The organism is Streptomyces sp. NRRL F-525 (assembly GCF_000716605.1).
Taxonomy (GTDB): Bacteria; Actinomycetota; Actinomycetes; order Streptomycetales; family Streptomycetaceae; genus Streptomyces.
Map to the genome: position 1 here is coordinate 177,609 of NZ_JNXE01000015.1, position 19,887 is coordinate 197,495.

Here is a 19,887-nt window from a genome sequence, read left to right on the forward strand (position 1 = left end):
GAACGGATCTTGACGCTGGGGAGCGCGGGCCGCCTCCCCGACGCATGCGAGTGAGGGAACCGATGACTCGACTCAGCCGCGAGAAGAAGCGGGAACAGAAGCGAGCCGCACGCTCGGCACCCGCCGCGTCACCTTTCGAGGTACGCGTACCCGTGGACGGGCCGGGCGCCGGTGGTGCCTCCATCGGCGGAGTGCCGGTCGCGGTCGTCGCGGGGGAGGAGATCCAGCAGGCCGTTCTGAGCCACCTTCATCGCATCGCCTCGGCCACGGGGCATCCCGTGCGCGCGACCATCCACGATGACCGGATCGGGTACGTCGTTCCGCTTCAGATCGATCCGGACGGGTCCAGTCACTTCTCGGCGGAGCCCTGGGAGATGGTTGGCGGGGCGGCTGTTCCTGCTGTCCCGGCCGGGTTTCCTCCTCCGCCGCCGCCCGCGTTGCCGCTGGCTGTGTCCGCGGACGTCGTGGAGGCGGAGCCTGAGGGTGGTCGTGGGGCGAGTGGGGATCCGGTGACTCATCGGCTGCGGGCGGTGGCGGAGGGGGAGGTGGTTCCTACTTTTCCGTTGCGGGCCGTGCCCGAGTCGGTGGGGGAGTCGGCGCCTACGTTCCCGTTGCACGCGGTGCCAGAGTCGGCCGAGGGGGGTGCGCCGCTGGGGTCCGTCCAGGCGCCTACGGGGGCGTTCGGGCCGCCGCCGGTGATGGACTCGGCGCCGGTCGCGGATGTGCCGCCGGTCATGGATGTACCGCCGGTCACTCCGGAGCTGGCCCCCCGTCCCGCCGCCATTCCCATTCCCGACCTCGCCCTCACCGCCCCGGAACCCGACCCCAAGCCGACGCCCGCGCGCGGGTTCGACGCCGTGGCCGAGGCCGTGCTGGGGGACGAACCGGTGACGACCGACGGTGCGGGGACCGCGTTTCTCATCGAGCCGATGGTGCGGATCAACGACGCCGTCAAGGCGGGGCGGATCGACGAGGCGGCGGGGCTCGCGGAGCGGACCGTCGCGGACGCTGCGGGTGCTCTCGGGCCCGAGCACCCCGAGGTGCTGCGGTTGCGTGAACTCGCCGCCTACATCGCCTACTTGGCCGGTGACCCGCTCCGCGCCTTCCACCTCTCCCTCGACCTCGCCCGCATCCGGCATGGCGCACATGACGCGGAGGCCGCCTACGGCAACGTCCAGAGCGCGGCGACGGCCTGGCGCGCCGTACGCGACCCGGAGCAGGGCCTCGCCCTCGGCCGTGACCTCATCGACCTGTGGACCGAACTCACCGCCGAGGACGGGCCCGCCGTAGAGGACATCGAGGAACTGGAGTCCGCCCGCGCCCGGATGGGGCGGCTCACGGAGCGGGCGCGTCGGGCCGCTGAGTGAGGGCGGCCCTCTAGGCCACGCAGAATTCGTTGCCCTCGGGGTCCGTCATCACGACCCAGGTGCCGGCCGGTTCCGTCACCCGGCGCAACACGCTCGCTCCCAGGGTCGTGAGGCGTTCCACCTCGGCCTCGCGGTGGTCGGGGCCCGGGTGCAGGTCGAGGTGGAGGCGGTTCTTGGTGGATTTCGGCTCGGGTACGCGCTGGAAGAGGAGGCGGCGGCCCAGGCCTGTGCCGCGGTCCTTGTCGTAGGGGTCGTCGGGGTGGCGTACGGCCATCAGGTCGCGGAAGGCCGGTCGGCCGTGGAAGTCGACGGTCGCCGCCGCGGGCAACGCGCCCATTTCCAGGAGCTGTTGGACGAGCGCGCTGTTGTCCTCGGGCTCGTAGTGGAGTGCGGCCGCCCAGAAGTCCGCCTGGGCGTGGGGGTCGGCCGCGTCGATGACCAGTTTCCAGTGGAGGGGTGTGGGTGTCATGCCCTTCACTCTGGCATCGGTGCGGTGTGGCCGCTGGGCTACGCCTCCACCGTGTCCGCCGGGTTCGGACTCCCCGCCGGGGACCGCTCCCGTGAGAGCGCCGCTGCCGCCGCCCTGCCCCTCCGTGCCGTGCGCCACGCGTCCGTCGTCAGGAGGATGAGGGCCAGCCATACGAGGGCGAAGCCCGCCCAGCGCGCGGGTGGCATGGACTCGTGGAAGTACAGGATGCCCAGGAGGAACTGGAAGACCGGGGCCAGGTACTGGAGCAGGCCCAGGGTCGACAGCGGGACCCGGATCGCCGCCGCGCCGAAGCAGACGAGGGGGAGGGCGGTGACGATGCCGGTGGAGGCGAGGAGGGTGGCGTGGCCGACGCCTTCCTGGGCGAAGGTCGCCTTGCCGTGCGCGCCGAGCCACAGCAGGTAGGCGAGCGCCGGCAGGAACTGGATCGCCGTCTCCGCGGCCAGGGACTCGATGCCGCCGAGGTTGACCTTCTTCTTCACCAGGCCGTACGTCGCGAAGGAGAAGGCGAGCGTGAGGGAGATCCACGGTGGCTGGCCGTAGCCGACCGCCAGGACGATCACGGCGGCCAGGCCCACGCCGACCGCGGCCCATTGTGCCGGGCGCAGGCGCTCCTTCAGGAGGAGGACGCCCATCGCGATGGTGACGAGGGGGTTGATGAAGTAGCCGAGCGAGGCCTCGACGACGTGGCCGCTGTTCACGGCCCAGATGTAGACGCCCCAGTTGACGGTGATGAAGGCCGCGGCGATCGTCACGAGGCCCAACTTGCGTGGCTGGCGCAGGAGTTCACCGGCCCAGGCCCAGCGCCGGATCACGAGGAGCGCCACGGCGACGAACGCCAGCGACCACACCATGCGGTGGGCCAGGATCTCGGCGGCGCCCGCGGGCTTGAGCAGCGGCCAGAACAGTGGGACCAGGCCCCACATGCCGTATGCCGCGAAGCCGTTCAGCAGTCCTATGTGGTGCTGTTCGCCCTTCGGCTTCCCGCTCGGCTTCCCGCTCACGGGCCCCTCCTTCGCACGCGCCCTGCCGCGTCGATGCGGCCAGCACGAAGGTAGCGCCGAGCGGGCCCGGCTGTCATGGCCGTATCGGCATACGGTCATGACAGGAGAGGGGTGGGTGTCCGGCGGGTGGCCTCTCCCCGCCCGATGTTGAGAGGGGGGAGGCCACCCGCGGGTGGGTCAGCCCTTGAGGGCGATGGCGATCGACTCGCTGATCGGTGTGGTCGGGCGGCCCGACAGGCGGGACAAGTCGCCGCTGGAGACGACCAGTTGGCCCTGCGCGATGGACGCGTCGACACCGGCGAGGATCGCGGCGAACGGCTCGGGCAGGCCGGCGCCGGTGAGGATGCCGACGAGCGTCTCGCCGGGCACGTTGTTGTAGGCGATCTCCTTGCCGGTCTGGCGGCTCAGCTCGGCCGCGTACTCGGCGAAGCTCCACGCCTCGTCGCCGCCCAGTTCGTACGTCTGGTTCTCGTGGCCCTCGCCGGTCAGCACGGTGACGGCGGCGGCGGCGTAGTCGGCGCGGCTCGCGGAGGAGACCCGGCCGTCACCGGCGGCGGCCACGACGGCGTTGTGCTCCAGCACGGGGGCGAGGTTCTCGGTGTAGTTCTCGTTGTACCAGCCGTTGCGGAGCAGGGCGTACGGCACTCCGGACGCCAGCAGCGCCTCCTCGGTGCCGCGGTGGTCGTCGGCCAGGGCGGCGGCGAGGGGGCCGGGGGCGCTGGTGTAGGCGAGGAGGGCGACACCGGCGGCCTTGGCGGCCTCGATGACGACCTTGTGCTGCTCGACGCGGCCCTTGTCGAACTCGTTGCCGGAGATCAGCAGCACCTTGTCGCCGGCGGCGAAGGCGGTGTCGAAGGTCTCGGGGGTGTTGTAGTCCGCGACCGCGATCTTCACGCCGCGCTCGGCGAAGTCGGCGGCCTTCTCCGGCGTCCGTACGACAGCGGTGATCTGGTCGGCCGGAACCTTCTCCAGCAACTGCTCCACGACGTGACGGCCGAGGTGTCCGGTGGCTCCGGTGACGACGATGCTCATGAGTGACAGCTCCTTGTAGGGGTGCGGCGTGGTGCGGTGCGGTGCGTGCCACTAACCCTAGGGGAGGCGCTAACTCCTGGAAAGTACCCACTTTGAAGTAAGGTACTGGCATGGCAGTTAGTGCAGAGATGACGGGCGGCCGCGCCGTGGGTGAGGCGATGTGCCCGCACCGGCTGATCATGGAACACGTCACGTCCCGCTGGGGCGTCCTCGTCCTCATCGAACTCCTCGACCGCCCCTATCGCTTCAGCGAACTTCGCCGCGCGATCGGGGAGGTGCGGCAGGTGAGCGAGAAGATGCTGGCCCAGACCTTGCAGACGCTGGAGCGGGATGGCCTGGTCCATCGTGACGCGCGGCCGGTGATCCCGCCGAGAGTCGACTATTCCCTGACCGACTTGGGCCGCGAGGCGGCGGAACAGGTGCGGGGGCTGGCCCTGTGGGCCACGGACCGGATGGGGCAGGTGCTGGAGGCGCGGGAGGTGTACGACACGGCGAAGGGGCGGGGCTGAGCTGCACGGGCGCTTCCTGTGAAGGAATGCGATGGGCGCTCGCCGGGCACACACATGTCAGGGCGTCGATTGACATGAGCGGCACGTCCATCCATGCGCCCCCTCTCCGCCTCTCACGCCGCCTTGAACCGCCGGGCATGCTGGGGCGGGGCGCTGTGCCCAACCGCGCGCCGGCCTCCCGTGCCGCCCACGGGACCGCAGGCCGACGTTCGGGTGCCTGACTCGGGGGTTCGCATTGGCCACGGAGAATTCGGATGCGCGAAGGAACGATTCCGCGGAGGGGGCGCAGCGCCGTCGCCAGGAACAGTTGACTGAGGATTTGCTCCGCCAACTCACGTTTCTCGCCCAGGAGATCCGTCATGCGAACTTGATCCAGCTGCACCGGATCGCCGCTGCGCAGATGGAGCGGGCGATGGAGGATCCTCTGCTGGCGGAGGTCGTGAGCACCTTGCCCGACCTGTCGGAGCGCCGACGGCGTCAGCTGATCTTCGTCAACATGCAGTACACGGCGATCGTGCTACAGCACCGTGTGGGAGCCATGGTCTGGGATGAACTGATCGGCCACTTAAGGGTGTTGTGCCGCAGCTCGGCCTTCGACGGCTACTGGGAGATGACCCGCGAACATCGCAAGAGCCTGCCCCGTGAGTCGTTGGAGGCCCGGGTGGGTGCGGCCGTCGACGTGATCGTTGAGGAGCTTCGCGATGATCCTGACGAGTGGTGGGTGGTAGGGCAGGCCGGGGAGTCTGGGCCCTGAGCGGTAGCCTTCACGCCATGGGGTGAAGTGGTTCACTCTACTGGGGTAACTCCGTTTGAAGCATGGTGACTTGGGGAACCCTGCTAGGTTTTGCCGGACGACCTTGCCCCGCCGTCGAAGAGGCTCCTCGCGTGCACAGCGATATTCCTGCCGTCAGCATCGTCCGCCGTCTCGGTGACTCACCACGCCAGCGAGGAAGCGCCACGATGGAGACCTGCCCCGATTTCTTTGAACTGAGCGACGGCAACTTCGCGGTGATCGGTACCGACCGTACCGACGAACTCGACGCCCTCCTCCCGGCCGATGCCGCCCGGGCCGACTACGAGCGCATCGTGGTTGTCACCCGCGACACTCTGCTCCGGGCCAAGCGGGACATCCCCGACGCTTGATCAGCAGCACTACAGGGAAGGGCCGGGGTGCGAAAACCGCACCCCGGCCCTCGGCATGACTGGAACCGTCAGCCCACAACCGTCCAGGTGTCCCCGCCCGCCAGCAACGCGGCCAGGTCACCCTTCCCGTTCTGCACGATCGCCGTGTCGAGCTGGTCGGCCATCTGTGTGTCGTAGACCGGGCGTTCCACCGACCGCAGCACGCCGATCGGCGTGTGGTGCAACGTGTCCGGGTCGGCCAGGCGGGACAGGGCGAAAGCCGTGGTCGGGGAGGTCGCGTGGGCGTCGTGGACCAGGATCTCGGACTCGTTGTCCGGGGTCACGTCGACCACCTTCAGGTCGCCCGTCGTCGCGTCCCGGATTACGCCCCGCGCACCCTCCGCTCCGAACCGGATCGGCTGCCCGTGTTCCAGGCGGATCACCGCTTCCTCGGCCTGCTGGCGGTCCTTCAGGGCGTCGAAGGCGCCGTCGTTGAAGATGTTGCAGTTCTGGTAGATCTCGACCAGGGCCGTGCCGGGGTGGGCGGCCGCCTCGCGGAGGACCTGGGTGAGGTGTTTGCGGTCCGAGTCGATCGTCCTCGCGACGAAGGACGCCTCCGCGCCGATCGCCAGCGACACCGGGTTGAAGGGGGCGTCCAGGGAGCCCATCGGCGTCGACTTGGTGATCTTGCCTACCTCGGAGGTCGGCGAGTACTGGCCCTTCGTCAGGCCGTAGATCCGGTTGTTGAAGAGGAGGATCTTCAGGTTGACGTTGCGGCGCAGGGCGTGGATCAGGTGGTTGCCGCCGATGGAGAGGGCGTCGCCGTCGCCTGTGACCACCCACACGCTCAAGTCCCGCCTGGAGGACGCCAGGCCCGTCGCGATCGCCGGTGCGCGGCCGTGGATCGAGTGCATGCCGTACGTGTTCATGTAGTACGGGAAGCGGGAGGAGCAGCCGATGCCGGAGACGAAGACGATGTTCTCCTTGGCCAGGCCCAGTTCCGGCATGAAACCCTGGACCGCCGCGAGGATCGCGTAGTCACCGCAGCCGGGGCACCAGCGCACTTCCTGATCGGACTTGAAGTCCTTCATGGACTGCACTGCCTCGGCCTTGGGGACGAGTGAGAGTGCCTCGATCGTGCCCGTGCCTTCCGTGGACGTCTCAGCCATCGATGGCCTCCTTGAGAGCCGTGGCGAGCTGCTCAGCCTTGAACGGCATGCCGTTCACCTGGTTGTACGAGTGCGCGTCCACCAGGTACTTCGCCCGCACCAGCGTGGCGAGCTGACCGAGGTTCATCTCGGGGATCACCACCCGGTCGTAGCGCTTCAGGACCGCGCCGAGGTTGCGGGGGAAGGGGTTGAGGTGGCGGAGGTGGGCCTGCGCGATGGACTCGCCGGCGCCCCGTAGCCGTCGTACCGCCGCCGTGATCGGGCCGTACGTCGAGCCCCAGCCCAGGACCAGCGTCCGCGCGTCGTGCGGGTCGTCGACCTCCAGATCCGGTACGTCGATGCCGTCGATCTTGGCCTGGCGGGTGCGGACCATGAAGTCGTGGTTGGCGGGGTCGTAGGAGATGTTGCCCGTGCCGTCCTGCTTCTCGATGCCGCCGATGCGGTGTTCCAGGCCGGGCGTGCCGGGGATGGCCCACGGGCGGGCCAGGGTCTGCGGGTCGCGTTTGTACGGCCAGAAGACCTCGCTGCCGTCGTCCAGGGTGTGGTTCGGGCCCTGTGCGAACTGGACGGTCAGGTCCGGGAGTTCGTCGATGTCGGGGATGCGCCAGGGCTCGCTGCCGTTGGCCAGGTAGCCGTCCGACAACAGGAACACCGGCGTGCGGTAGGTGAGCGCGATACGCGCGGCCTCGATCGCCGCGTCGAAGCAGTCGGCCGGGGTGCACGGGGCGACGATCGGGACCGGCGCCTCGCCGTTGCGCCCGAACATCGCCTGGAGCAGGTCGGCCTGTTCGGTCTTGGTGGGCAGGCCCGTGGAGGGGCCGCCGCGCTGGATGTCCAGGACGAGGAGCGGGAGTTCCATGGATACGGCGAGGCCGATGGTCTCCGACTTCAGGGCCACGCCCGGGCCGCTCGTCGTCGTCACCGCGAGGGAACCGCCGAAGGCCGCCCCCAGCGCCGCGCCGATGCCCGCGATCTCGTCCTCGGCCTGGAAGGTGCGTACGCCGAAGTTCTTGTGCCGGCTCAGCTCGTGCAGGATGTCCGAGGCCGGGGTGATCGGGTACGAGCCCAGGAAGAGGGGCAGGTCCGCCTGCCGGGACGCGGCGACCAGGCCGTAGGACAGGGCGAGGTTCCCGGAGATGTTGCGGTAGGTGCCGGTCGGGAACGCCGTCGCCGCCGGGGCGACCTCGTAGGAGACCGCGAAGTCCTCGGTCGTCTCGCCGAAGTTCCAACCCGCCCTGAACGCCGCGATGTTGGCCGCCGCGATCTCGGGTTTCTTGGCGAACTTCGACTTCAGGAACTTCTCGGTGCCCTCGGTCGGCCGGTGGTACATCCACGACAGCAGGCCCAGCGCGAACATGTTCTTGCTGCGCTCGGCCTCCTTGCGCGACAGACCCGACTCCTTCAACGCCTCGACGGTGAGGGTCGTCAGCGGGACGGGGTGCAGGCTGTAGCCGTCCAGCGACCCGTCGTCGAGGGGCGAGGCGGCGTAACCCACCTTCTGCAATGCCCGTTTGGTGAACTCGTCCGTGTTGACGATGATCTCCGCGCCGCGCGGCACATCGGCGATGTTCGCCTTCAGGGCGGCCGGGTTCATCGCGACCAGCACGTTGGGCGCGTCGCCCGGGGTCAGGATGTCGTGGTCGGCGAAATGCAGCTGGAACGACGAAACCCCCGGCAGGGTGCCTGCGGGGGCGCGGATCTCGGCCGGGAAGTTCGGCAGTGTGGAGAGGTCGTTCCCGAAGGACGCCGTCTCCGAGGTGAAGCGGTCGCCGGTGAGCTGCATACCGTCACCCGAGTCACCGGCGAACCGGATGATCACCCGGTCCAGGCGGTGGACGTCCTTCACCCCCGCCGGTTTGCGTTGTTCCCCTACCAACGTGCTGTCGGCTCCGTCGGCCTGCTCCGCTGGGCTACTGACCTGGCTGGTCACTGAACTGGACCTCCTCTTCGAGGACGCTGTCCGGGCATGGTCGTCACGCCGACCCTCCCAGGATCAACCCTACGTCTGTAAGGGTCGCCTTCCTTCGGCCGTTCGCATCATGGACGCTGTTTTGAGACGGCCCGGCGCCCTGACTTGTCATGATTTCTCGCCCCCCGGCACTTCCCTTGACGACGCTCCCGTCGCGTTGACTGGTTCTCGGATTGCGCTGTCCGCGTCCCGGGCCCGGCTGACAGCAAACTGACGGCGGCGAACAACCGCCGGTCGGCGGCCGGACAGCTGACGCGGTGTCAGTTTGGCAGGATTCTGTCAGGAGTTGAGGTAGGTGAGGACGGCCAGAACTCGTCGGTGATCCCCGTCACTCGGCGACAGACCCAGCTTCAGGAAGATGTTGCTGACGTGCTTCTCGACCGCGCCGTCGCTCACCACGAGCTGCCGGGCTATCGCGGAGTTCGTGCGCCCCTCGGCCATCAGCCCCAGCACCTCGCGCTCCCGCGGGGTGAGTCCGGCGAGCACGTCCTGCTTACGGCTGCGCCCGAGCAGCTGCGCGACCACCTCCGGGTCGAGCGCCGTACCGCCCGAGGCCACGCGCACGACCGCGTCGACGAACTCGCGCACCTCGGCCACCCGGTCCTTCAGCAGATAGCCGACGCCGTGCGTGGAACCGGCCAGCAGTTCGGTGGCGTAGCGCTCCTCCACGTACTGCGACAACACCAGGACGCCGAGGCCGGGATGCGCCTTGCGCAACTCCACGGCCGCCCGCACGCCCTCGTCGGTGTGCGTGGGCGGCATCCGTACGTCGGCCACGACCACGTCCGGCAGCGCGCCCTGCTCGGCCAGTTCGGTGATGGTCTTCACCAACGCGTCCCCGTCGCCCACCCCGGCGACCACGTCGTGCCCGCGGTCGGTCAGCAACCGGGTCAGGCCCTCCCTGAGCAGCACTGAATCCTCGGCGATGACCACCTGCACCCTGTCCTCCACGATGTTCGGCCCCCCATTGCCCGCCCTGCCGGCCCACGTCGATTCGCGTCCGTCCACACGACAGGTCCAGCATTCCAGGGTTCGCGACTCGGTGCGGGCGGGGGGACGGAATCGGGGCCTGGGGGGTGCTGGAGGCTGGGGGTAAATCTAACTGCTGTCGGGTGCGTTGAACGGTTAGATCCGACCCCAGCCTGCGGAGGGTAGTGGGGGTGGGGGAATCCGGCCCGTCCGAACTCCCCGCCCTCTCAACCCCGCCAGGGCAGCTCCGCCGTGATCCGGGTGGGCCCACCGACCGGTGAGTCGACCACCAGGATCCCGTCCACCGCATCGAGCCGCCCGGCAAGACCGGCCAGCCCGGAACCACCGGAGGCATCCGCGCCGCCCACCCCGTTGTCCACGACCTGCAGCATCAGCCGGTTCTCCACCCGCCACACGTCCACGGCCGCCCAGGTCGCCCTCGCGTGCTTGCTGATGTTCTGCAGCAGCTCGGAGACGGTGAAGTACGCGATGCCCTCGATGGCGGCCGCCGGCCGCGCCGGCAGATCCACGTCCACCTGCACCGGCACCGTGCACCGCGAGGCCACGGAGGACAGGGCCGCGTCCAGCCCCCGGTCGGTCAGCACCGCCGGATGGATCCCGCGCGCCAGATCCCGCAGCTCCTGCAACGCCGTCTTGACCTCGCCGTGCGCCTCGCCCACCATCCGCGCCGCGGCCTCCGGGTCCTCCGTCAGCTTCTCCTTCGCCAGCCCCAGATCCATGGCCAGGGCCACGAGCCGGGCCTGCGCCCCGTCGTGCAGGTCGCGCTCGATCCGCCGTAGGTCCGCCGCCGCCGTGTCGACCACGACACCGCGGTCCGACTCCAGCTCCACGACCCGGGTCGCGAGGGTGGAGGGTCCGAGGAGCCCGTGCACCATGAGGCGGTCGACCAGCGTCAGGGCCCGCACGATCCACGGCGTGGCCAGGGTGAACAGCAGTCCGACCAGCGCGGTGACGGTGATCTCGAAGGGGTTGTCCAGGTAGATCTGGTGGTGCCGGTCGCCGTAGAGCTGGAGGCCGCCCTGGCCGCCGTACATCGGGAAGACCCAGAACCACAGCGGGTACGTCAGGAGGGCCCAGCCGTACGCCCAGAAGTTGAGGGCGACGACGAAGGAGAAGACCGCCCACGGGAAGTGCAGTACCGCGTACAGGAGATGGCGCCAGGACGTGCCGCTCTTGAGGACGGCGCCCATCCAGGCCATCGGGCCGTTCTTCTTCATGCGCAGCGGCTCGGGGGCGGCGACGTCCAGGTGGAGCAGGCGGCGGGCCCGCGCCCGTTCCAGCGCGCCGAAGCCGCGGCAGCCGGCCAGGGCGCCCGCGAGGACCGGGACGCCGAGGAAGGTGATCAGCAGGCCCGCGCCCAGCGACACCATCGTGACGGCGTAGGTGAAGAGCAGGATGCTGATCGGCAGGCTCAGCAGGACGTAGCCGAACTCCCTCCAGCTGCGCGCCTCGAAGGGTGCGCGCAGCGCGGCCGGCAGCCGGTGCCGGCGCCGCTCGTCGAGGTCGAACGTGCTGTGCGTCCCGTACCCCTGCCCGTACTCCGTGGCCATTGACGTCGTCCCGTTCTACTCGTTTCCGCAGCCGCGCCGGCCGTGCTGTCGTATCTCCAGACTGCTCGACCGCAGGTCCGTGGACCATGGAGTCCGTCGGCCTCTCGGGAGGGGGGTTTTCCCTACCCCCGGCCCGGTTCGGCGGTCCGGTCACGCTCGCGCCACGGCAGCTCCGCCGTGACGGTCGTGGGGCCGCCCGGCGGGGAGTCGAGGACGAACAGGCCGTCGACCGCGCCGAGGCGGTCGGCGAGGCCGCGCATGCCGGTGCCGCCGTCGAGGTTCGCGCCGCCGCGGCCGTCGTCCCAGACCTGGATGAGCAGGCGGTCATCCGACCGCCACACGTCGACCGACGCCGTACGGGCGCCGCTGTGCTTGCTGATGTTCTGGAGGAGTTCGGAGACCGTGAAGTACGCGATGCCTTCGATCGCGGCGGCCGGGCGGGCCCCGATGTCGGCCGTCACCTTCACCGGGACCGTGCAGCGCGAGGCGACGGAGGACAGGGCCGCGTCCAGCCCGCGGTCGGTGAGGACGGCGGGATGGATCCCGCGCGCGAGGTCCCGCAGCTCCTGGAGCGCCAGCTTCACCTCGCCGTGCGCCTCGTCGACCATCGCGGCGACCTGTTCGTCGGCCCGGCCCTCCAGCAACTTCTCCTTGGCCAGGCCCAGGCCCATCGCCAGATTGACCAGCCGGGCCTGCGCCCCGTCGTGCAGGTCGCGCTCGATCCGCCGCAGATCCGCCGCCGCCGTGTCGACCACGACACCCCGGTCGGACTCCAACTCGGCGATACGGCGCTCCAGTTCGTCGGAGGGGGAGAGGAGGCCGCGCACCATCGCCCGGTCCGCGTTCGCCAGCCCGCGGGCGATGAACGGCAGCACCGGCCACAGCACGAACAGCGAGGTCAGCGTGACGGTGAAGGTGACGATGCCCCACGGCAGCCGCATCCCGTCGTACAGCACCGTCCGCCAGCCCACCGGGTCCTTCAGCGCCATCCACACCCGTTGCAGCAGCCCGCCGCCCTTGCGCCACGGCAACGGGCTCGGCTCGTCGATCCGCACCCCGAGCAACCGCCTCGCCCGGCCCCGCTCGAACTTCCCGATCAGCCGCGCGCCCATCAGCCCCAGCGCGAGCAGCGGAAACCCGACCACGGTGACGGTCAGCCCGCCGCTGACGGCCAGCATCGTCACCACATAGACGAAGCCGAACACCGACACCGGCAGATTCGTCAGGAGATGCGCGATCTCCTTCCAGGTGTGTCTGTCATAGGCGAAGCGGGCCGGCGGCAGCGGCTCGTCGAGCTCGCCGCCGGGTGCCGCCGGGTCGGCGTAGGGGATGCGTACGGTCATATGGGCCAGCGTGCCCCGCGGCGCGCTCCAGCGCCATGAGGTCCGCCGCCCGGGTCTGCTGGGGAAAACCCCACCATCGCGTCCGTCCCGTCCTTCCGAGCGGATCCCAAGCCGTGACGGGCTGCTTACCGTGCCTTTAACAGGGCCTAGACTCCCGTGCGTACAGATCGTCGAACACAGAGTTCACATGGGTCACGGGGGCACCGGGTCACCGGAGCGGGCCGTGAGGAAGCCCGTGCGGAAGTCCGTGCGGAGGAGGAGGGGTCGGACTTGCGGGAGATGGTGCCGGGGACCTTGCGGGAGCCGACCGTGGTCGTCGCGGCGGACTACTTCCGGTCCTACTCCGTCGTGGGACTGCTCGCCGTCGTCGGCGTGCTCTTCGTCGCCGTGGCCTTCGGCGCGGGCCGACTGCTGCGCCCGGTGGTCCCCACCCCCGAGAAACTCCTGACGTACGAGTGCGGCGTCGACCCCGTCGGCGAGGGCTGGGCCCACACCCAAGTCCGGTACTACGTCTACGCGTTCCTGTACGTCATCTTCGCCGTCGACTCGATCTTCCTCTTCCCCTGGGCGACGGTCTTCGCCGCGCCGGGCTACGGCGCGGCGACCCTCGTCGAGATGTTCGTCTTCCTCGGCTTCCTGACCGTGGGCCTGCTGTACGCATACAAGAAGGGCGTCCTGGCATGGACGTGACCCCCGAGGACGTGACCCCCGAGCCCGTGCTGCTGCCGGAGCCGAAACGCCTGGGCGCCCTCGCCCGCCTCGCCCCCGAACCGATGAAGGTGGTCCTCAACTGGGGCCGCCGCTACTCCCTCTGGGTCTTCAACTTCGGCCTGGCCTGCTGCGCCATCGAGTTCATCGCCGCGTCGATGGCCCGCCACGACTTCATCCGCCTGGGTGTCATCCCCTTCGCGCCCGGCCCGCGCCAGGCCGACCTGATGGTGGTGTCGGGCACGGTCACGGACAAGATGGCCCCGGCCGTGAAACGCCTCTACGAGCAGATGCCCGAGCCCAAGTACGTCATCTCCTTCGGCGCGTGCAGCAACTGCGGCGGCCCGTACTGGGACTCCTACTCGGTGACGAAGGGCGTCGACCAGATCATCCCGGTCGACGTCTACGTCCCCGGCTGCCCGCCCCGCCCCGAGGCCCTCCTCCAGGGAATCCTCAAACTCCAGGAGAAGATCGCCCGGGAGTCGCTGGGGGAGCGGTACGGGGCGACTGCCGCGGGCCGTCCTTCCACGGCAGCGCTGCAGAGCGGGTTGGTACCGGCGCCGGTGCCCGACGGAGGTTCCGCGACTGCGGCCTCGACCTCCGACTCGGGTTCGGGTTCGGGTTCGGTCTCCGACTCCGGCCCGGGGGACGCCCGATGACCGCCGTCGGCTGGCTGCCGGGCCCGGTCGAGGAGTTGTTCGGCACGGAGGCCACGGCCGAGGAGTCCTACGACCTCCTCACCGTCGACGTACCCCCCGCCACCTGGCTCACCGCCCTGCGCACCGCCCGCGACGACCTGGGCTGCACCTACTTCGACTGGCTGAGCGCGGTCGACGAACCAGGCACCGGCTTCCGCGTCTCCGCCCACGTCGTGGCACTGTCACCGGTACGCCGACTCCTCGTCCGTACGACCGTCCCGCACGAGACCCCGGCGCTCCCCACCGCCGTCGACGTCTACGCGGGCGCCGCCTGGCACGAACGCGAGACCCACGAAATGTTCGGCGTCGACTTCGAGGGCCACCCGGCACTGGACCACCTCCTCCTCCCGGAAACCTTCGAGGGCCACCCCCTCCGCAAGGACTTCGTCCTCGCGGCCCGCGTCGCCAAGGCCTGGCCCGGAGCGAAGGAACCGGGCGAGTCGGACCACGGCGGCCCGAAACGCCGCCAGATGCTCCCGCCCGGCGTACCCGACCCGAACGAGTGGGGCCCCTTGAAGGGCCAACTCCCGGCAGCTCCGGCACGACCGGCGAGGGGCGCGGCACGTGCTGCGGGCGAGCGTCCGGTGCGGGGGGCGGGTGAGCGTCCGGTACGTGGGGCGGAGGAGCGCCCGCTACGTGCGCCGGGTGACCGCCCGGCCCGTGCGGCCGGCGAGTCTCCGGCCGGTGCGGCGGGTGACGGTCCGGCTCGTGCCGCCGGCGATCGCCCTGTGCGGCGGGCGCGTTCGGCTTCGGAGGGGTCGGTGAGCCAGGGGACGCTGACTGAGGGTGCGACGCCTTCGGGTGAGGCCGCGGCGGCGCCCCGCCGGTCCCGCAGCGCGAGCGACGGCTCGGCATCGCAACAGGCGCCGACGCCGGCACCGGCGGTGGAGCCGTCACCGGCACCGGCGATGGAACCGGAATCGGCATCTGCGGCGGACCCGTCACACGGACCGGCACCAACACCCGAGGGCGGCACCCCCCAGCCCCCCACCGCTCCCCGCACCGCGGACGCCCCGTGGCACAACGCCCGCCCAGCCTTCGAGCGACCCGAGCCCGAACCTGAAGTTGAGCCCGAGCCCGAGGCCGAGCCGGAATCCGACCCAACTGCTCCCACCCCGGACGCAGTTGAACGTCCCGACTCACCCCCGACCCCAGACACCCCCACAGGAGGCCCGCAGTGAACGACGCGCTCGACGTCGCCCTGCGACTCCTGATCGTCTTCGTCGTCTTCCTCACCTTCCCCCTGATCGTCGGCCAGACCGAGCACAAGGTGATGGCCCACATGCAGGGCCGCCTCGGCCCCATGTACGCCGGCGGCTTCCACGGCTGGGCCCAACTCGTCGCGGACGGCGTCAAGTTCGCCCAGAAGGAAGACATCGTCCCGGCGGGCGCGGACCGCCGTATCTTCCAACTCGCCCCCGCCGTCGCCCTCCTCCCGTACCTCCTCGTCCTCCTCGCCATCCCGATCGGCCCGAGCGAGGGCGCCGTCGGTCAGGTCCTGGACGCGGGCATCTTCTTCGTCCTCGCGGTGATGGGCGTGAGCGTCCTCGGCTCGCTCATGGCCGGCTGGGCCTCCGCCAACAAGTTCTCCCTCCTCGGCGGCCTCCGCACCGCCGCGCAACTCCTCGCCTACGAACTCCCCATGCTGCTCACCGCCGCCTCGGTGGCGATGGCGGCCGGCACGGTCTCCCTCCCCGGCATCCTCGACGCCTTCCACTGGTGGTGGCTGCCCTGGCAGATCGTCGGCGCGATCGTGTTCTTCGTGGCGGGCCTGGCCGAACTCCAGCGCCCTCCCTTCGACATGCCCGTCGCCGACTCCGAGATCATCTTCGGCGCCTACACCGAATACACCGGTCTCCGCTTCGCCCTCTTCCTCCTCGCCGAGTACGCCGGAATCGTCGTCCTGTGCGGCCTGACCACCGTCCTCTTCCTGGGCGGCTGGCACGGCCCGTGGGGCGCGGACGGCCTCGGCTGGGTGTGGACCCTGCTGAAGACCGGCATCCTCGCCTTCGTCGTCATCTGGCTCCGCGTCACCTATCCCCGCCTGCGCGAGGACCAGCTCCAGAAGCTCTCCTGGACCCTCCTCGTCCCCCTCTCCCTCGCTCAGATCGCCCTCACCGGCATCGTGAAGGTGGTGTTCCTCTGATGGCCCCCATCCCCGGCTCCGGTCTGGCCAAGGGCCTGGCCGTCACCCTCCGCACGATGACGAAGAAGACCGTCACCGAGCAGTACCCGGACACTCAGCCCGACCTCCCGCCCCGCACCCGCGGCGTCATCGGCCTGTTCGAGGAGAACTGCACGGTCTGCATGCTCTGCGCCCGTGAGTGCCCCGACTGGTGCATCTACATCGACTCCCACAAGGAGACGGTCCCGGCGGCTGCCCCCGGCGGCCGTGAGCGCAGCCGCAACGTTCTGGACCGCTTCGCCATCGACTTCTCCCTGTGCATGTACTGCGGTATCTGCATCGAGGTCTGTCCTTTCGACGCGCTGTTCTGGTCCCCGGAGTTCGAGTACGCCGAGACCGACATCCACGAACTCACCCACGAACGCGACAAGCTCCGCGAGTGGATGTGGACGGTCCCGGCCCCGCCCGCCCTCGACCCCGGCGCCGAGGAACCCAAGGAGATCGCGGCCGCCCGCAAGGCCGCCGAGAAGCTGGCAGCGACGCAGGCCGCAGCGCAGGCCGCGCAGTCCGACCTCGCAGACCCGGCAGACCCCGCAGACCCCACCGAGCCGTCGGAGGGCCAGTCGTGACCCTCGCCGAAACCGTCGCCGTGACCGCCACGGCAAGCCTCGCCGCGCCCCACCCCCACGGCTTCCTCTCCCCGACCGGCGTCGAGATCGCCTTCCTCCTCGTCGGACTGGTCACCTTCGGCGCCGCCCTCGTCAGCGTCACCACCAAGCAGCTGGTGCACGCCGCCCTGTGGCTCGTGGTGACCCTCGGGGGCCTCGCCGTCGAATACCTCCTCCTCACCGCCGAGTTCATCGCCTGGGTGCAGGTCCTCATCTATGTCGGCTCCGTCGTCGTCCTCCTTCTCTTCGGTCTGATGCTCACCAAGGCCCCCATCGGCCGCTCCCCGGACGCCGACTCCGGCAACCGCTGGGCCGCCCTCGCCGTGGCCGTCGCCGCCGCGGCGGCCCTGGTCTGGGTCGTCGTCGACGCCTTCCGCGCGACCTGGATGGACCTGGACGGTCCGGCCGCCGGCTCGACCGCGGTGACCGGCGCGAGCCTGTTCCAGAACTGGGTCCTCCCCTTCGAGGCCCTCTCCGTCCTTCTCCTCGCGGCACTGGTCGGCGCGATCGTCCTGTCCCGCAAGACGAAGTCGGAGCTGAGCTCTCCCCCTGTGAACTCCCGGGGCGCGACCGGTAGTTCCCCATCCGTCCCGGATTCCCGTAATCACACGTTCGGGCGAAACGGCCGTTCTCAAGGCAACGATCCGGCCGACCAGCGCACGCCCACCAAGCCCCACACCCCTACCGAGCAGAAGGGAACCCGCTGATGCACCTCGTCTATCCCGCCGTGCTCGCCGCCCTCCTCTTCTGCACCGGCATCTACGGCGTCCTCGCCCGCCGCAACGCGATCCTCGTCCTCATGTCGGTCGAGCTGATGCTCAACGCCGTCAACCTGAACCTGGTCGCCTTCGACGTCTGGCTCAGCAGGACCGCCGAGGAGAAGCTGCACTCCGGCCAGGCCCTGACCCTGTTCACCATCGCCATCGCCGCCGCGGAGATCGGCATCGGCCTGGCGATCGTCCTCGCCGTCTACCGGGGCCGCGGCACCTCGGACATCGACAAGCTCCGCGACTCGGCCGAGGGCCACGAGACCGACGGCCCGGACGGAACCGACGGCCCGGACGACAGCGGCAACGGCGACGACAACGACAGCGGCAACGACAACGGCCCCCAGCCCCCCACGGCCAAGAAGGCTGAGGCCACCGCGTGACCACGACCACCCTCGCCGTCCTCGTCCCCCTCCTCCCGTTCCTGGGCGCCGCGGCCGGCCTGCTCCTGGGCCGGACCGCCCCCGGGTTCGTCCGCCCGCTCGCCGTCCTGCCGTCGCTCGCCGCGCTCGCGCTGGCCGCGGTCGTCGCCGTACGACAGGGCGGCGACGCGGCCATCGACTCCGCCACCGAACTCACGCCCACCGGCTCGGTCCCGATCGAACTCGCCCTGCACATCGACGGCTTCGCCGCCCTCGTCGCCGTGCTGGTCGCCTTCGTCGCCACCTGTGTGCAGATCTACTCGACGGGCTACCTGCGCGACGACCCGCGCTACCCCTCGTACGCGGCCCTCGTCTCCCTCTTCACCTCCGCGATGCTCCTCGTCGTCTACTCCGGCGACCTGATCGTGCTGCTGGTCGGCTGGGAGGTCATGGGCATCTGCTCCTACTTCCTCGTCGGCCACTACTGGGAGACCCCGGAGGCCCGCGCCGCCTCCATCAAGGCCTTCCTCGTCACCAAACTCGGTGATGTCCCCTTCCTGATCGGCCTGTTCGCGCTCGCCACCGACGCCGGGTCCTTCCGCATCACCAAGGTCCTGAGCACCGTCGCGCACGGCGGGCTGCACCACCCGACGCTGATCGCGCTGCTGCTCCTGGCCGGCGTGGCGGGCAAGTCGGCGCAGTTCCCGCTGCACACCTGGCTCCCCGACGCGATGGCGGGCCCCACCCCCGTCTCCGCGCTGATCCACGCCGCGACGATGGTCGCCGCCGGTGTCTACTTCGTCGCCCGGCTCCTTCCGGTCTTCGAGGCCTCCTCGGCCGCGATGGTCGTCCTCGCCGTGATGGCCGCCGTGACGATGGCCGGGTCGGGCCTCGCCGCGCTCGCCCAGGACGACATCAAGCGCGTCCTCGCGTACTCGACGATCGGTCAACTCGGCTACATGACGGGCGCCCTGGCCGTCGGCGACCGCGGTGCCGCCGTCTTCCACCTCCTGTCCCACGGCGCCTTCAAGGCGCTGCTCTTCCTCGCGGCCGGCGTGATCATCCACGCCTCCGGCACCAACTCGCTCGCCGCCATGTCCCGCATGGGCAACCTCCGCGCCCGCGTCCCCGACGCCTTCTGGACGATGACCGTGGCGCTCCTCGCGCTCGCCGCGATCCCGCCCTTCAGCGGCTTCTTCTCCAAGGAGTCCGTCCTCGGCGCCGCCGAACACGCGGCCACCGGAGACACCGCGCACATCCCCGGCACAGCGGGCTGGATCGTCCTCGTCGCCGGTCTGCTCGCCGCCCTCCTCACCGCCGCGTACGCGACGCGCCTGTGGCTGCTCGCCTTCCACGGACGGGGAGTTGAGGCCCCGGACCACGGCAGGCAGCCGGTCGCGATGAACGCCGTGCTGTGGGTGCTCGCCGTACCGTCCCTCGCCCTCGGCGGACTTGCCTACCGCGTGCTCCCCGACTGGTTCGACGGCCGCGACCTCACCCCGACGCTCACCACCTCGGTGCTCGGCACGGGCGTAGCCCTCGTCGGCGGCATCGTCACCTACGGCGCCTGGCGCCACACCACCGCGTTCGCGGCCGGCGCGCCCCTGGGTGCGGTCGCGGCCCATCCGGAGGGCGACGCCGGACTCGTCGAGGCCGAGGCCATCGCGAGCCACACGCCCGCCTACGGAGACGTCGCCTCGGCACCCGACCCGGCGGACCCGGGCCGCCTCCTGCTCGGCCCGCTGCACCGCCACGCGGCCACCGGCTTCCACCTGGACGCTGTCTACGGGGCGCTGTTCGTCCGCCCCGTGCTGGCGGCGGCGGGTCTCGTCCGGTTCCTGGACCGCGAGGTCGTCGACACCTACGTACGCGGCGCGGGCACCCTGCCCCGCCTGCTCGGTGCCGCCGTACGGCGCGCCCAGACCGGCAACATGCAGACCTATGTGAGCGCGCTGCTCGCCGGCACCGTCGTCCTGACGGTCGCCGTCCTCCTCGTCGCCACGGGAGCGTGAGCAGG

20 protein-coding genes are annotated in these 19,887 nt (G+C 70.4%); 12 read left to right on the plus strand and 8 right to left on the minus strand.

Features of this window, described 5'->3' with window-relative positions:
- The first annotated feature begins 62 nt into the window (after positions 1-62).
- Complete coding sequence (locus OO69_RS22560) at positions 63-1,367, plus strand: hypothetical protein (protein ID WP_033282536.1); 1,305 nt, start codon at positions 63-65, stop codon at positions 1,365-1,367.
- Positions 1,368-1,377: 10 nt separating this feature from the next.
- On the opposite strand, the gene OO69_RS22565 is transcribed toward OO69_RS22560, so the two are convergent.
- The 3 genes from OO69_RS22565 to OO69_RS22575 all read right to left on the minus strand — a co-directional run bounded on the left by OO69_RS22565 (position 1,378) and on the right by OO69_RS22575 (position 3,890).
- Positions 1,378-1,836 (minus strand): VOC family protein, encoded by a 459-nt coding sequence (locus OO69_RS22565; protein ID WP_033282537.1) that lies wholly within the window; start codon positions 1,834-1,836, stop codon positions 1,378-1,380.
- Between the two features lie 38 nt (positions 1,837-1,874).
- Entirely contained in the window at positions 1,875-2,858 is a 984-nt protein-coding gene (gene rarD, locus OO69_RS22570; protein ID WP_033282538.1) for an EamA family transporter RarD, read from the minus strand.
- Positions 2,859-3,035: 177 nt separating this feature from the next.
- Positions 3,036-3,890: an SDR family oxidoreductase gene (locus tag OO69_RS22575; protein WP_033282539.1), complete on the minus strand. Its 855-nt coding sequence runs from the start codon at positions 3,888-3,890 to the stop codon at positions 3,036-3,038.
- A 110-nt stretch (positions 3,891-4,000) separates the two neighbouring features.
- Between OO69_RS22575 and OO69_RS22580 the strand changes: the two genes are divergently transcribed.
- The 3 genes from OO69_RS22580 (at position 4,001) to OO69_RS22590 (ending at position 5,542) form a co-directional block, all read left to right on the plus strand.
- Positions 4,001-4,399 (plus strand): winged helix-turn-helix transcriptional regulator, encoded by a 399-nt coding sequence (locus OO69_RS22580; RefSeq protein WP_033282540.1) that lies wholly within the window; start codon positions 4,001-4,003, stop codon positions 4,397-4,399.
- Positions 4,400-4,634: 235 nt separating this feature from the next.
- Complete coding sequence (locus OO69_RS22585; RefSeq protein ID WP_033282541.1) at positions 4,635-5,153, plus strand: DUF6082 family protein; 519 nt, start codon at positions 4,635-4,637, stop codon at positions 5,151-5,153.
- Between the two features lie 206 nt (positions 5,154-5,359).
- Positions 5,360-5,542 (plus strand): hypothetical protein, encoded by a 183-nt coding sequence (locus OO69_RS22590; protein ID WP_051801156.1) that lies wholly within the window; start codon positions 5,360-5,362, stop codon positions 5,540-5,542.
- A gap of 68 nt (positions 5,543-5,610) precedes the next feature.
- Here OO69_RS22590 and OO69_RS22595 read toward each other — a convergent pair whose 3' ends face one another.
- From OO69_RS22595 to OO69_RS22615, 5 genes are all read right to left on the minus strand, one after another.
- Positions 5,611-6,690, minus strand: coding sequence for a 2-oxoacid:ferredoxin oxidoreductase subunit beta (locus tag OO69_RS22595; RefSeq protein WP_033282542.1), 1,080 nt, complete (start codon positions 6,688-6,690; stop codon positions 5,611-5,613).
- Positions 6,683-8,620, minus strand: a complete 1,938-nt coding sequence (locus OO69_RS22600; protein ID WP_033282543.1) for a 2-oxoacid:acceptor oxidoreductase subunit alpha — start codon at positions 8,618-8,620, stop codon at positions 6,683-6,685. Before OO69_RS22600 ends, OO69_RS22595 begins: the two co-directional genes overlap by 8 nt.
- Before the next feature lie 318 nt (positions 8,621-8,938).
- Positions 8,939-9,598: a LuxR C-terminal-related transcriptional regulator gene (locus OO69_RS22605; protein WP_033282544.1), complete on the minus strand. Its 660-nt coding sequence runs from the start codon at positions 9,596-9,598 to the stop codon at positions 8,939-8,941.
- Between the two features lie 257 nt (positions 9,599-9,855).
- Positions 9,856-11,199, minus strand: a complete 1,344-nt coding sequence (locus tag OO69_RS22610; RefSeq protein WP_033282545.1) for a sensor histidine kinase — start codon at positions 11,197-11,199, stop codon at positions 9,856-9,858.
- Between the two features lie 122 nt (positions 11,200-11,321).
- Positions 11,322-12,542: a sensor histidine kinase gene (locus OO69_RS22615; RefSeq protein ID WP_033282546.1), complete on the minus strand. Its 1,221-nt coding sequence runs from the start codon at positions 12,540-12,542 to the stop codon at positions 11,322-11,324.
- Positions 12,543-12,821: 279 nt separating this feature from the next.
- Between OO69_RS22615 and OO69_RS22620 the strand changes: the two genes are divergently transcribed.
- Genes OO69_RS22620 through OO69_RS22655 form a run of 8 tightly spaced genes read left to right on the plus strand, consistent with a single transcriptional unit; the run spans position 12,822 to position 19,882 of the window.
- Positions 12,822-13,232 carry an NADH-quinone oxidoreductase subunit A gene (locus OO69_RS22620; protein WP_033282547.1) on the plus strand — a complete coding sequence of 137 codons (411 nt, stop codon included), beginning with the start codon at positions 12,822-12,824 and terminating at the stop codon, positions 13,230-13,232.
- On the plus strand, positions 13,223-13,909 hold the full coding sequence (locus tag OO69_RS22625) for an NADH-quinone oxidoreductase subunit B (RefSeq protein WP_033282548.1): 687 nt from the start codon (positions 13,223-13,225) through the stop codon (positions 13,907-13,909). The genes OO69_RS22620 and OO69_RS22625 overlap by 10 nt, the downstream gene beginning before the upstream one ends.
- The gene (locus OO69_RS22630; protein WP_033282549.1) at positions 13,906-15,129 is read left to right on the plus strand and encodes an NADH-quinone oxidoreductase subunit C; all 1,224 of its coding nucleotides are present in this window, start codon (positions 13,906-13,908) and stop codon (positions 15,127-15,129) included. The genes OO69_RS22625 and OO69_RS22630 overlap by 4 nt, the downstream gene beginning before the upstream one ends.
- Positions 15,126-16,094: a complex I subunit 1/NuoH family protein gene (locus tag OO69_RS22635; RefSeq protein WP_033282550.1), complete on the plus strand. Its 969-nt coding sequence runs from the start codon at positions 15,126-15,128 to the stop codon at positions 16,092-16,094. The genes OO69_RS22630 and OO69_RS22635 overlap by 4 nt, the downstream gene beginning before the upstream one ends.
- Positions 16,094-16,702 (plus strand): NuoI/complex I 23 kDa subunit family protein, encoded by a 609-nt coding sequence (locus OO69_RS22640; protein ID WP_033282551.1) that lies wholly within the window; start codon positions 16,094-16,096, stop codon positions 16,700-16,702. The genes OO69_RS22635 and OO69_RS22640 overlap by 1 nt, the downstream gene beginning before the upstream one ends.
- Positions 16,699-17,448, plus strand: a complete 750-nt coding sequence (locus OO69_RS22645) for an NADH-quinone oxidoreductase subunit J (RefSeq protein WP_033282552.1) — start codon at positions 16,699-16,701, stop codon at positions 17,446-17,448. The genes OO69_RS22640 and OO69_RS22645 overlap by 4 nt, the downstream gene beginning before the upstream one ends.
- A complete protein-coding gene (gene nuoK, locus OO69_RS22650; protein ID WP_033282553.1) occupies positions 17,448-17,891 on the plus strand; it encodes an NADH-quinone oxidoreductase subunit NuoK in 444 nt (147 codons plus the stop codon). The genes OO69_RS22645 and nuoK overlap by 1 nt, the downstream gene beginning before the upstream one ends.
- Complete coding sequence (locus tag OO69_RS22655) at positions 17,888-19,882, plus strand: NADH-quinone oxidoreductase subunit L (RefSeq protein ID WP_033282554.1); 1,995 nt, start codon at positions 17,888-17,890, stop codon at positions 19,880-19,882. Before nuoK ends, OO69_RS22655 begins: the two co-directional genes overlap by 4 nt.
- The last annotated feature ends 5 nt before the right edge of the window (positions 19,883-19,887 follow it).

Bases quoted from the DNA above. Each gene is read 5' to 3' on its own strand.
- OO69_RS22620 (WP_033282547.1), top strand. From the start codon at position 12,822: ATGGTGCCGGGGACCTTGCGGGAGCCGACCGTGGTCGTCGCGGCGGAC.
- OO69_RS22575 (WP_033282539.1), bottom strand. From the start codon at position 3,890: ATGAGCATCGTCGTCACCGGAGCCACCGGACACCTCGGCCGTCACGTC.
- OO69_RS22565 (WP_033282537.1), bottom strand. From the start codon at position 1,836: ATGACACCCACACCCCTCCACTGGAAACTGGTCATCGACGCGGCCGAC.
- OO69_RS22595 (WP_033282542.1), bottom strand. From the start codon at position 6,690: ATGGCTGAGACGTCCACGGAAGGCACGGGCACGATCGAGGCACTCTCA.
- OO69_RS22560 (WP_033282536.1), top strand. From the start codon at position 63: ATGACTCGACTCAGCCGCGAGAAGAAGCGGGAACAGAAGCGAGCCGCA.
- OO69_RS22590 (WP_051801156.1), top strand. From the start codon at position 5,360: ATGGAGACCTGCCCCGATTTCTTTGAACTGAGCGACGGCAACTTCGCG.
- OO69_RS22640 (WP_033282551.1), top strand. From the start codon at position 16,094: ATGGCCCCCATCCCCGGCTCCGGTCTGGCCAAGGGCCTGGCCGTCACC.
- OO69_RS22630 (WP_033282549.1), top strand. From the start codon at position 13,906: ATGACCGCCGTCGGCTGGCTGCCGGGCCCGGTCGAGGAGTTGTTCGGC.
- OO69_RS22610 (WP_033282545.1), bottom strand. From the start codon at position 11,199: ATGGCCACGGAGTACGGGCAGGGGTACGGGACGCACAGCACGTTCGAC.
- OO69_RS22625 (WP_033282548.1), top strand. From the start codon at position 13,223: ATGGACGTGACCCCCGAGGACGTGACCCCCGAGCCCGTGCTGCTGCCG.
- nuoK (WP_033282553.1), top strand. From the start codon at position 17,448: ATGCACCTCGTCTATCCCGCCGTGCTCGCCGCCCTCCTCTTCTGCACC.
- OO69_RS22615 (WP_033282546.1), bottom strand. From the start codon at position 12,542: ATGACCGTACGCATCCCCTACGCCGACCCGGCGGCACCCGGCGGCGAG.
- OO69_RS22580 (WP_033282540.1), top strand. From the start codon at position 4,001: ATGGCAGTTAGTGCAGAGATGACGGGCGGCCGCGCCGTGGGTGAGGCG.